Below are 12,069 nucleotides of genomic sequence, written 5' to 3'. Positions count from 1 at the left end.
CCTTCTCGGATCAGGCCGGGAACAGATCGATGCCCGGCACCGAATCGACGAGGCGCCGGGTGTAGTCGGAGCGCGGGGCGTCGAGCACCGTCGCGGTGTCGGCGGTCTCCACGACCCGGCCGGCGCGCAGGACGGTGACGGTGTCGGCGAAGAGCTTCACCACGCCGAGGTCGTGGGTGATGAACAGGTAGGTGAGCGCGTAGGCGGCCTGCAGGTCGGTGAGGAGCTGCAGGATCTCGGCCTGCACCGAGACGTCGAGTGCGGAGACCGCCTCGTCGAGCACGACGACCCGCGGGTTCAGGGCGAGGGCGCGCGCGATGGCGACGCGCTGGGCCTGGCCGCCGGAGAGTTCGCCCGCGCGGCGGGCGGCGTAGTCGCGGGGGAGGCGGACGCCGTCGAGGAGTTCGGCGGCGATGGCGTGGCGTTCGCGGCGGCCGATCTGCCTGCGATGCACCCGGATCGGTTCGGTGATCAGGTCGGCCACCGAGAAGCGCGGGTTCAGCGAGGAGTACGGGTTCTGGTAGACGAACTGCAGCGCCGCCCGGTCGCGCTCGGTACTGCCGAAGAGCCGGACCTCGCCGCTGTCGGCGCCGGTCAGCCCCGCCACGATCCGGGCCACGGTGGACTTGCCCGCGCCGGACTCGCCGACCAGCGCGTGCGTGCTGCCGGGGGCGACAGTGAAGGAGACGCCGTCGACCGCCGCCACCCGGTGCTCGACCCCGCCGCGCCGGGTACGGAAGGTCTTGCGCAGCTCACGCACCCCGATCGCGAACTCGGCGCCGTCGACATCCGCGCCACCGACCTGCCCGCGCGAGCCGCCGGCGGCCTCCCCGATGTCCGCCGGCCCACCGACGGCTGCCCGTGCGTGCGCGAGCGAACCGGGATCGATCGGCCGCGCGACGATCCGCCGTGGATGCAGCCCTGGCGCGGCGGCGAGCAGCGCGCGGGTGTACTCGTCGCGTGCCCCGTGCAGAATCTCATCCGCGGTCCCGGTCTCCACCACCGACCCCGCCCGCATCACCACGACCCGATCGGCCCGCTCCAGCGCCACCCCGAGATCGTGCGTGACCAGCAGAATGCCGATCCCGAGCTCGGCTCGAAGCAGATCCAGGTGGTCCAGGATCTGCTTCTGCACGGTGACGTCGAGCGCACTGGTCGGCTCGTCCGCGATCAGCAGCTCCGGCTCGCCGGAGAGCGCGATGGCGATCAGCACCCGCTGCTTCATCCCGCCGGACAGCTCGTGCGGGTACTTGCGGTAGATCCCCACCGGATCCGGCAGCCCGGCCAACCCGAGGAACCGCAGCGCGGCCGCCCGGAACTGCCCGCGGAACCGGAACCCCCGCCCCGCGCGGTTCCGCAGTGCCTCCTCCAGATGCCGCCCGACCTGCTTGACCGGGTTCAGCGAGACCGCGGGATCCTGCGGGATATAGCCGACGAAGCGCCCCCGGTAGCGGGCGAAACGATTGTGCGACCACCCCGAGACCTCGACCCCGTCGAGCCGGACAGCCCCGCTCACCCGGCTGGTGGCGGGCAGCAACCCGATCGCGGCACGCACGAGCGTCGACTTCCCGGAGCCGGACTCACCGACGATGGTGACCAGCTCCCCCTTCCCGACCGCGAGCGAAACCCCGGCGACCGCGTGCTGTGGCTCGGCACCGCGGCGCCGGTACCAGACGTCGACATCGTCGAAGGCGAGCAGCGTCATCGAATTCCCTCCTCGGCCTGCAGCGCCCGGCTGATCCGATTGCTCGCCAGCACCGCCGCCAGGATCACCGCACCGGGGAACAGCGAGATCCACGGCGCGACGGCGAGCAGATCGCGGCCCTCGGCGACCAGCACCCCCCACTCCGGCTGCGGCGGCGGCGCCCCGAACCCGAGGAAGCCGAGCGCGGCGATGGCGAGGATGGCGGCGCCGAACTGCAGCGGCACCAGCGCCACCACCGACCCCAGCGAGTTCGGCAGCACGTGCCGCACCAGAATGGCGAGCCGCGGCGTGCCGATCCCGGCGGCGGCCTCCACGTAGTCCGAGCTGCTCACCTTCAGTACCTCGGCGCGCATCACCCTGGCGAAGTTCGCCACCGCCGAGACACCGACCGCGATGGCGATATTGGTGGTCCCGTAGCCGAGCGCGGCGACAACGACCATGGTGAGCAGCAGCCCGGGCACCGAGAGCAGCACGTCGACCACGCGCATGATCACCAGGTCCAGCGGCCCGCGCACGAAACCGGCCAGCAGCCCGAGCGCCGTGCCCGCGAAGAAGGCGATGGAGACCGCGAGCAGCGTCGCGGTGAGCGTGATGACCGCGCCGTAGACGGTGCGGGTGTAGATGTCGCGGCCGAGCCGGTCGGTGCCGAAGGGGTGCTCGGTGCTCGGGCCGACCAGGATCGAGCCGGTGTCCGGCACGTTGGGGTCCAGGTGGGTGAAGAGCCCCGGCACGACGCAGAACGCCACCGCGGTCGCCACCACCAGCACCGCGAGAATCAACCCGAATTGCGGGCGGAACCGGCGGCGCGGCAGCGGTTTCGCCGCCTCCGCCTCGGGTGCGACGGGCTTGTCCAGGTGCAACGTCACGATGTCATCCGTTCTCCGGCAGCGCGCGCAGCCGCGGATCGAGCAGCGGGTAGGAGACGTCGACCAGGAAGTTCACCGTGACGAAGCAGAGCGCCACCAGCATGACGATGCCCTGCACGACGGGCACGTTCTGCGCGCGCACCGCCTCCTCGGTGAGCCGCCCGATCCCCGCCCTGGAGAAGATGGTCTCGGTGATCACCGCACCGGCCAGCAGCTCGCCGACGATGATGCCGCCCTGGGTGAGCGCGGGCAGGCTCGCATTGCGGAGCACGTCGGTGGTGAGCACGGTGCCCTTGCGCAGCCCCTTGCTGTACGCGGTGAGCACGTAGGGCGCGGCGTACTCGGTGCGGAAGTTGCGCAGCAGCAGCTGCGCGATCGGCCCGGCCACCGGGATCGCGAGGGCCACCGCGGGCAGCACCAGCCCGCGCAGCCCCTGGCTGCTGATCGGCGGGAACCAGCCCAGCTGGAACGAGAAGATCTTGATGATGATCAGCCCGAGCAGGAAGCTCGGGAACGAGACCAGCAGCGGCGGCACGCTCGCGATCACATCGCGTAGCCAGGCCGAGCGCAGGTAGGTCGCCACCCAGGCGATGGCCAGCGCGAACAGCGTGGCCAGCACCAGTGCCGCCGCGGCGAGCACCACGGTCTTCGGCAGCACGTCGCCGATGGCGTCGAGCACCGGCTGCCCCGTCGTCACCGAGGAGCCGAAGTCGCCGCGCAGCGCGGCGCCGAGCCGGTCCAGGTACTGGGTGAGGACCGGCCGGTCGAAGCCGTAGGCGCGCTCCATCGCGGCGAACGCCTCCGGATCGATGCCCGCGCGCTCGTCCGGGGCGAAGAGCAACTCGACCGGGCTGGCGGGCATCAGGTACAGCAGCACGAAGGAGGCGGTGAACGCCCCCCACACCACCACGAGGGCCCGGCCGAGTTTCAGCACCGCGTAGCGCGCCACCTCAGGCTCCCCGGTCCGCCCCGGTCGAAGCGGGCCGCATCAGCCGTCCACCCAGGTGCCGAGGAACAGCAGCCGGCCGGAGCCGTCGAGGTGGATGTTGTGCACGCCCTTGACCGCGGCCACCTGCGAGGTCTGGAAGTGCGGGTTCACCAGCACCAGCTCCTCGTGGATCAGGTCCTGCACCGCCTTCGCGAACGGCGCCTGGGCGGCGCCGAGCGCGGTGTCCAGGTCGCTGAAGGTCTTGACGATGCGGGCCCGGTCCGGGTGGCCTGCCGGGATCTGCGCGCCGTTGCCGCGGTCCGGGTTGAGCTGCGTGTTGAGCACCGCGACGTCGTTGCGGGCGCGGTTGATATTCGCCAGGTGGTATTGCGCGGCCAGCTCCTTGGCCGGGATATTGCTCGAGTCGAAGATGATCTCGACCTCGATGCCGATGGATTTCAGCGCGGCCTGGGTGGCCTCGTAGGTGATCCTGGCATCCGGCACCAGATTGTTGCCGGTGCCCTTGAGCTTCAATCTCACGCCGTCGCGCTCGCGGATGCCGTCCGGGCCCGGTTTCCAGCCCGCGTCGTCGAGCAGTTTCCTCGCCTTGTCCAGGTCGAATTTCAGCGCGCCCGCGCTGTAGTCGACGAAGCCGGGCACCTTGTCGGTGAGCACCGAGTGCGCCTCGCCCTCGGACTGCGAGAGCAGCGCCTTCTTGTAACCGGCCCGGTCGGTGGCCGCGACGATGGCGCGGCGCACCGCGATGTCGTCGGTCGGGGCGAGGCCGAGATTGAACTGCCAGCCCAGGGTGAAGCCGGGCACGGTGCGCGAGGTGAGCTCGAAACCCAGTGCGCTGAGCACCTTCTCGTCGGTGGGCAGGATGTCGAAGGCGGCGGGGACGTCGCCGGCCTGCAGCGCGCCGACCCGGACGCTCGCCTCCGGGATGGTGATGAACTCGATGCGCTCCAGCAGCGCCGAGCCCCGGTGCCCGAAGGCCGCCGGACCCCAGGCGTAATCCTCGCGGCGCACCACGACGGTGCGCTCCTTCGGCGCGTACTCGGTGACCACGAACGGCCCGGTGCCGATCACATTGGCCGGATTCAGCCGTTCCTGCGCCGAGGATTTCAGCGTCTTCTCCGCGAGGAACGGGATATTGCCGGTGCCGCTGTGCGCGGTCAGTTGCAGGAAACTCGCGTTCGGTGCGGTGAAATTCACCCGCACCACGGTCGGGCTCACCACGACGGTTTCCTTGTACGGCCCGAGGTAGCTCTTGCCGTTGGGCTTGATGCCGAGCGCTTCGTCGCCGCGGTAGAACTGGTCGAGATTGTTCTTCACCGAGGTGGCGTCGAATTTCGTGCCGTCGCTGAAGGTCACGTCGTCGCGCAGGGTGAAGGTGAACTCGGTGATGGCGTCGTTGTGTTCCCACTTCGTCGCCAGCCACGGGCTCAGCTGCCCGCTGTCGCGATCCTGGAACAGCAGCCGGTCGACGATGTTGTTGGCGAAGTTGGCACCGGCGAAACTGCTGTTGACCTGCGGGTCGATCGTTTCCGGTGCGCCGAGCCAGGCGAATTTCAGGGAGCCGCCGCGTACGGGGGTGCCCCCGCCGGCCGCGCCGGCCGCGGAATTACCGTCGGCCGCGCAGCCGACCAGCAGCAGGCCGCCGAAAGCGCCTGCCAGAGCGAGGAAGCCACGGCGGGTCGGCGTGGCGGAGAAGAGCGAGTCGGTCATGATCGGGCCACTGTGGCACAGTGCCCGCGGCGTGCCGAGAATTCGCGTCACCGCGAGTGTTAACCGCACCCACTCCGCACTTTCGCTATTCGAATCGCGAAGAGGATGTGTGTTGTTCGCGATACCGGGCCGGTCACACACTTGGCCTCGACGGAATTGTCTCGTGGATCGGATAACGCTTGTGAGTCACCGCACGCTCGGCCGTACCGGGGTGAAGATCAGCCCGCTGACCCTCGGCGCGATGAACTTCGGTTCCCGCGTCAGCGACGACAGCGACGAGGCGGTGCGGATCATCCACCGCGCACTCGACGCGGGCATCAACATCATCGACACCGCCGACTCGTACTCGCAGGGCGAGAGCGAGGAGATCGTCGGCCGCGCCGTGCAGGGCCGCCGCGACGACGTCATCCTGGCGACCAAGTTCCACAGCCAGTGGGCCGACGGCGTCAATACCAGGGGCAGCTCGCGGCGCTGGATCCAGCGCGCGGTGGAGAACTCGCTGCGCCGGCTGAACGTCGACCACATCGACCTCTACCAGCAGCACAAGCCGGACCCCGAGGTCGATATCGCCGAGACCGTCGGCGCGCTGGACGACCTGGTCAAGCAGGGCAAGATCCGCTACTACGGCACCACGACCAACGAGCCGCACCTGCTGGTCGAGGCGCAGTGGGCCGCCGCCCGCGACGGCCGCAGCCGCCCGGCCACCGAGCAGCTGCCGTACTCCATCCTGGCCCGCGGCGCCGAGCGCGCGAGCCTGCCGATCGCGGGCCGCTACGGCCTCGGCGTGCTCACCTGGAGCCCGCTGGCAGGCGGCTGGCTCTCCGGGCGGCACGTCGAGGGCAGCGAGGCGCCGCCCTCGATCCGCGCCGCGCGGATTCCGGCCCGGCACGATCCGGAGCTGCCGATCAACCGGACCAAGCGCGAACTCGCCATCCGGCTCGGCGCGGTAGCCGCCGAGGCCGGGCTGACGCTGCCGCAGCTCGCCATCGCCTGGGTGCTCGAGCACCCGGAGGTGGACAGCGTGCTCATCGGCCCGCGCACCTACGAGCACCTGGAGGGGCTGCTCGGCATCCCGGAGATCACCCTGGACGAGGCCGTGCTCGACGCCATCGACGAGATCGTTCCCCCCGGCGTCACCATCAACCGGGCCGACGAGGGCTGGCTGCCGTCCTGGCTGAACGGCGACGCCGCCCCGCGCCGCCGCGGCCGCACGCACCGCCCCGCGCTGCTGCCCGCCGGCGTCTGAGCGGAGCACGGTGGTGACCGAGCAGCCGTCGTTGCACCTGGGCGTGAACTGCCCCGGGCACGGCTCGTACCGAAACGCCTGGCGCCGAGCCGGCATCGACCCGCTCGGCACCGCCAACCCCGACTTCTACGTCCGGATCGCGCAGACCGCCGAGCGCGGCCTCTTCGACGCGGTGTTCACCGCCGACGTGCCCGCGCTCACCCCCACCTGGGCCAGCGAGCCGCAGCGCGCGACGCTCGACCCGATCCTGGCGCTCACCGCGGCCGCGCAGCAGACCGAGCGGGTCGGCGTGGTCGCCACCGTCTCCTCCTCCTGGCACCACCCGTTCAACCTCGCCCGCTCGATCGCCACGCTGGACCGGATCTCGCACGGCCGGGCCGGCTGGAACGTCGTCACCAGCTACAACCCGCTGGTCTCGCCGAACTACGGCCTGGCCGAGCTGCCGCCCAAGGAGCAGCGCTACGCCAGGGCGGACGAGTTCCTGGACGTGGTGCTCGAGCTGTGGCGCACCTGGGCGCCGGACGCCATCGTCGCCGACAAGGCCAGCGGCCGCTACGCGGTGCCCGAGCGGGTCCGCCCGATCAGCCACCGCGGCGAGTTCTTCGAGGTGACCGGTGGCGGCCTGGTGCCGCCGTCGGAGCAGGGGCTGCCGGTGGTCTTCCAGGCGGGCGCCTCGCCGGAGGGGCTGGAGCTGGCCGCGCGGCACGCCGACGCCACCTTCGTCGCGGCCGCGACCCCGGAGGCCGCGCGCGAGTACCGCGACCGGCTGGACGCCACCGCCGCCACCGTGCGCGCGCCCGGCCGTAAACCGGTGCTCGCGCTGCCGGGGCTGGTGCTCTGGTTCGGCTCCACCGACGAGGAGGCGCGCAGGCGCCGCGACGAACTCGCCGACCCGGAGTCCGAGGCCGCGACGCTGGGCATGCTGGCCCAGCGGCTCGGCATCCCGGCCGCCGAGATCGACCTGGACGGCCCGCTCCCGCTGGACGCCGCGCACTTCGCCGCGCAGAAGCGGCACACCTCCGAGGGGTTCCTGCGCTCGCTGGCCGCGCTCGGCGAGTCCGGCCGGACGGTGCGCGAGATCGTGCGCGACGGGGTCGGGCACCTGACCGTCACCGGCGGGCCGAAAACGGTCGCCGACACCATCGAGGCGTGGTTCGCCACCGGCACGGTGGACGGCTTCAACCTCATGTTCGACGTCATCGACGAGAGCTTCGAGCCGTTCGTCGACGAGGTCGTCCCGATCCTGCAGGAGCGCGGGCTGTTCCGCCGCCACTACACCGGATCCACCCTGCGGGAGCACCTCGGGCTTCCCGTTCCCACCTGGTGAGGAGTCACATCATGTCCCATATCGTCGAGATCGCCCCGGTCCTGGCCGAAGTCACCGGCCCGGACCACCTCGTGCACGGCATCTGGAACTCGCGCGACCAGACCGAACGGGTCGCCACCGAGCGCGGGCACGGCTACGAGCGCCCGGCCGACGGCCCGGTCACCGCCGCGGCGCTCGGTGAGCTGCTGGCCCGCGCCGACGCGCTGATCCTCGCGCCGACCGTCGCCGCGGCCACCGGCATGTGGCAGCCCGCCGACGGCGAGGTGGCGGGCAGACTGCTCGGACACCGGCTGCTCGACGCCCTCAGCGCCGAACGCCCGGAGCTGCCGATCGTGCTGGTCTCGCACTTCCTGGTCGGGCACGGCGTCACGCACCGCAACGCCAAGCCCAACACCTGGGCGCTGCACGCGCTGGAGGCGCACCTGCGCGCCGGGCGCAACCCCTACACGATCGTCCGCCCGACCTGGCTCTCCACCATCAACGACCCGGACTACCGCACCCGGCTCACCGGCGACCGGAACGCCGACGGCCTGGTCAGCACCGACAGCGTCGCCCGCACCGTGCTCACCGCCATCGAGCACCCGGAGTCCGCGGCCGGGCGCACCGTCGCCGTCTACGACCTGAGCATGCCCGGCGCCACCGATGGCGAGGACCTGGCGGCCCGCTTCGCCGCGCTGGAACCCGACCACGAGGCGCGCGTGCGGGAAGCGGTGGCGGGATGAGCCTGCCTGCCGGACAGCACGAATGGGAGGCCACCTTCCCCAGGGACGAGCTGGACCGCCCGATCCCGCCGCGGCACCAGGCCCTGGTCCTCGCCGAGCTGGCGAGCACGCCGAGCGCCGAGGGCGCCCGGCACCTGGAGGCGACGCTCGCCGGGCTGGAGAGCCGGTACAGCTACGGCCCGGACGGGCTGCTCTCCACGGTCGGCTGGAGCCAGTTCTGGTTCGACCGGCACACCGAGCACCGCGGGCTGATCAACGCGCCCGCGCGGATGTCGCGCTGGGAGGACCCGGTGCTGGACAGCCCGGACGTCATCCTGCACCTCGCCACCGACCACCCGGACGTGCTCGACGCCGCGCTGGACGCGCTCTTCGGCGAAGGGGACACCGCGCAGGGGGAGCACCTGAAGGTGCAGGAGGTGCGGCGCGGCTTCGTCGGCGCCGGGCTGCCGACGGAGTCCTTCCCGGAGCTGAACATTCCGGAGAAGGCGCCGCTGTTCTTCGGGTTCCACTCGATCCACAAGGGAAACAACGCGCCCGAGCCGTCGATCACCGTGGAGCGGGGGCCGCTGGCCGGTGGCACCACCGGGCACGTCAGCCGGATCGTGCTCGATGTGCAGCGCTGGCACGCCCGTGACCGTGACGGGCAGGCGGCGCTGCTCTACGCGCCGACGGTGACCGCGGCCCAGGCGGAGAAGTTCTCCGAGGACGCGCCCAGCGACTACCAGCGCTACGAGCACACCGTGCGCGAGCACGGCATCGTCGGGCACGCGCAGGCCGCCGCCAGGGCGCGGGTGAACAACGTGCCGGTGATCAACCGCCGCGACTTCGCCACCCTGGACGACGGCAAGCCGGGCACGCACTTCGTCGCCCTGCAACGAGAGCTGCGCGACTTCAACAACACCCGCGCCATCATGAACGGCGCCGACGGCCCCGACCACCACCGCGCCGTCGGGGCGCGGCGGCGCAACGGCATCAACGCCTTCTTCGACGTCACGCACCGCGCGACCGTCGGCATCCCCGCCCGCGCGCTGCGCGCGTACCCCTATCTGAGGAGCTGAGACCCATGGTCGCTCCGGACATCCCCGCCATCCTCGACACCGACACCGTCACCGCGGTCCGCGAGATCCTGGACGAGCCGGCGCTGCCGGTGGACACCACGGTCACCGGCCCCGGTGGCGCGCGGGCCGCCGCGCTGCGCGAGGTGATCGACCACCTGGTCACCGTGCGGGCCCTCGCCGCCGCCGCCCGATCCGCCGCCGACGGGGAGCGGCTGCTCGCCGAGCTCCGCTCGCTCGGCACCGAACTGGCGGAGATCCTGGCGCCGCACGTGGCGCTGGCCGGTGTGCTCGGCGGGCTGCCCGCCGGGCGCGCGGCCGACGCCGTGGTCGGCGATGTCGGTCGCGGGGCCGTGCTCACCGGGGTGCGCGCGGTGCGCGGCTGGGAGTGGCAGGACGACCACGTCCCCGACGCTGTTCGCCCGCTCGGCGCCGTCGACGCCGAACTGGTGCTTCCCGACTTCCCCGGGCTCTTCGACCACGTCGTGGTGCCGGTCTCCGGCGCGCTGGTCGTCGTACCCACGCACCGTGACCGGATCACCTGGGAGCCGGTCGAACCCGGTGCGGGCGGCAGCCGCACCGAGTGGCTGGTCCGCCTCTACCGCGTCACCGTCCACGTGGACGAGATCGTCCCGTTCGACGGCCTGCTGCCCGTCGAGACCGCGGGCAGTGCCGCGCTCGCCGATGCTCCCGCCGGCGCGCCCCTGTCCTGACCCACTCGCCGGCGTGCCGCCGCCCCGAGTTCCTCGCCGGCGCGCCGCCGACCGATACCCCCGACGGCGCGCCGCCGACCCCATACCCCCGACGGCTCTTCGCCGTCGGTCACCCCGACGGCCCTGTGCCGTCCGAAATCTCCCGAGGAGAAACAGCAATGAGAACCCTGCGAGCCCTCGCCGCCGGAGTGGCCTGCCTGCTCCTGGCAGGCACCCTCGCGGCCTGCGGCTCCGGGTCCGGCCCCGGCGGCGCGGCGGGCGAGCCCCGCCGGGGCGGCGACATCGTCTTCCTGGAGAACGGCGAGTTCACCGGCTTCGCCCAGCAGGATCTGCGCACCTGGCAGACCTCCTCGGTGGCGGTGAACCTCTTCGACCGCCTGGTCTACCTGGACCCCGAGACCGGGAAGCTGGCCCCCTGGCTGGCCACCGCGTGGACGGTGAACGACACCGCCACCCAGGTCGAGCTGACCCTGCGCACCGACGTCACCTTCAGCGACGGCACCGCGCTGACCCCGCAGGTGGTGATCGCCAACCTGAACCACTTCGGGGCAGGCGACACCGCCCGCGGCATCACCCCGTCGCGCCCGCAGTTCGCCCGCTACGACCGCGCCGAGGCCACCGGCCCGAACACGCTGCGGATCTTCCTGAAGCAGCCGGACACCGGCTTCCTGCCGAACCTGGCCGACCTGCGGCACTCGATCGTCGCGCAGAAGACCCTCGACCTGCCCTACGAGCAGGCTTCCGACCTGGAGAACGCCATCGGCAGCGGCCCGTTCGTCTTCGCCGCGCGGAAACCGGGCCGGGAGATCCGGATCGAGCGCCGCGCCGGCTACAACTGGCCGCCCGGCAGCGCGAAGCACACCGGCGAGGCGTACCTGGACTCGATCACCTACATCATCTCCAACGAGGGCTCCTCGCGGACCGGGCTGCTGCTCGGCGGGCAGGCGCACGCCGCCCGCGACGTGCTGATCACCGACGAGAAGCAACTGCAGAGCCGCGGTTTCCACTACTTCGGCGCGCGGCCGTTCGGCGGCGTGCGCGGGCTGGAGATCAACCCGTCGGCCAACGAGCTGATCGCCGATCCCAGGGTGCGGCAGGCGATCCTGCGCGGCATCGACCGCACCGAGCTGATCCGCACGCTCTACAACGACAACTGGGTGGCCGCGCAGGGCGTGGTGCAGTCCAACACCCCCGGCTTCACCGACATCGGCTCGAACTACGGCTTCGACGCCGCCGCGGCGAACCGGCTGCTGGACGAGGCGGGCTGGAATGCCAAGGGCGCGGACGGAATCCGCACCAGGGACGGCAAGCGGCTCAGCTTCACGGTCTACCCGGAGACGCAGTGGGTGATTCCCATCCCGGACGTCGAGCTGATCGCCATCCAGCTGAAGCGGGTCGGCATCGAGTTCGAGATCGTCAAGGTGGACCGCTCCACCTACAACGCCCAGGTGGTCAAGCCGGACAACCCGTTCTCCTGGGGCCACAGCACCGCCACCGACGTCAACCAGCTGTGGAACCGCTACCGCAGCGGCGGGGTCGGCGGGCTGAACGACCCGGCCTTCGACGCCCTGCTCACCGTGATCAACACCGTCGCACCCGGCCCGGAGCGCACCGCCGCGGTGGCCGCCGTGCAGAAGTACCTGCTGGACAACGCGCTGATCGTGCCGCTGCAGGAGACCCAGCAGTCCTTCGTGACCGCACCCGGGCTGCACGGCTTCCAGCCGGAGACCCTCGGCCGGTCGTACTTCTACGACGCCTGGCTCGCGGACTAGCACCCCC

Annotated in this window: 10 protein-coding genes; 6 read left to right on the top strand and 4 right to left on the bottom strand. The window is 71.7% G+C overall.

The features are described from left to right. Positions 1-10: 10 nt before the first annotated feature. The 4 genes from ACFUJ1_RS16515 to ACFUJ1_RS16500 are packed head-to-tail and all read right to left on the bottom strand — an operon-like array spanning position 11 to position 5,227. Positions 11-1,705 (bottom strand): ATP-binding cassette domain-containing protein, encoded by a 1,695-nt coding sequence (locus ACFUJ1_RS16515; protein WP_378646369.1) that lies wholly within the window; start codon positions 1,703-1,705, stop codon positions 11-13. Further along, positions 1,702-2,571 (bottom strand): ABC transporter permease, encoded by an 870-nt coding sequence (locus ACFUJ1_RS16510; RefSeq protein ID WP_378646367.1) that lies wholly within the window; start codon positions 2,569-2,571, stop codon positions 1,702-1,704. Before ACFUJ1_RS16510 ends, ACFUJ1_RS16515 begins: the two co-directional genes overlap by 4 nt. 4 nt (positions 2,572-2,575) lie before the next feature. Continuing rightward, positions 2,576-3,520: an ABC transporter permease gene (locus tag ACFUJ1_RS16505; protein WP_378646365.1), complete on the bottom strand. Its 945-nt coding sequence runs from the start codon at positions 3,518-3,520 to the stop codon at positions 2,576-2,578. Positions 3,521-3,559: 39 nt separating this feature from the next. Next, on the bottom strand, positions 3,560-5,227 hold the full coding sequence (locus ACFUJ1_RS16500) for an ABC transporter substrate-binding protein (protein ID WP_378646363.1): 1,668 nt from the start codon (positions 5,225-5,227) through the stop codon (positions 3,560-3,562). Between the two features lie 181 nt (positions 5,228-5,408). On the opposite strand from ACFUJ1_RS16500, the gene ACFUJ1_RS16495 reads away from it, so the two are divergent. The 6 genes from ACFUJ1_RS16495 to ACFUJ1_RS16470 all read left to right on the top strand — a co-directional run bounded on the left by ACFUJ1_RS16495 (position 5,409) and on the right by ACFUJ1_RS16470 (position 12,062). Then, a complete protein-coding gene (locus ACFUJ1_RS16495) occupies positions 5,409-6,473 on the top strand; it encodes an aldo/keto reductase (RefSeq protein WP_378646361.1) in 1,065 nt (354 codons plus the stop codon). Between the two features lie 13 nt (positions 6,474-6,486). Further along, entirely contained in the window at positions 6,487-7,800 is a 1,314-nt protein-coding gene (locus ACFUJ1_RS16490; protein ID WP_378646359.1) for an NtaA/DmoA family FMN-dependent monooxygenase, read from the top strand. Between the two features lie 11 nt (positions 7,801-7,811). Next, positions 7,812-8,522, top strand: coding sequence for an NAD(P)H-binding protein (locus ACFUJ1_RS16485; RefSeq protein WP_378646357.1), 711 nt, complete (start codon positions 7,812-7,814; stop codon positions 8,520-8,522). Beyond that, positions 8,519-9,580: a hypothetical protein gene (locus ACFUJ1_RS16480; RefSeq protein WP_378646355.1), complete on the top strand. Its 1,062-nt coding sequence runs from the start codon at positions 8,519-8,521 to the stop codon at positions 9,578-9,580. Before ACFUJ1_RS16485 ends, ACFUJ1_RS16480 begins: the two co-directional genes overlap by 4 nt. Positions 9,581-9,585: 5 nt before the next feature. Next, positions 9,586-10,290: a hypothetical protein gene (locus ACFUJ1_RS16475; protein ID WP_378646353.1), complete on the top strand. Its 705-nt coding sequence runs from the start codon at positions 9,586-9,588 to the stop codon at positions 10,288-10,290. Between the two features lie 158 nt (positions 10,291-10,448). Beyond that, a complete protein-coding gene (locus tag ACFUJ1_RS16470; protein WP_378646351.1) occupies positions 10,449-12,062 on the top strand; it encodes an ABC transporter substrate-binding protein in 1,614 nt (537 codons plus the stop codon). The last annotated feature ends 7 nt before the right edge of the window (positions 12,063-12,069 follow it).

The sequence above is a fragment of the Nocardia sp. NPDC057227 genome (genome assembly GCF_042669725.1).
Lineage (GTDB): Bacteria > Actinomycetota > Actinomycetes > Mycobacteriales > Mycobacteriaceae > Nocardia > Nocardia asteroides_A.
The sequence above is the reverse complement of the archived record's forward strand: the minus strand, read 5'-3'. Positions and strand labels throughout refer to the sequence as shown.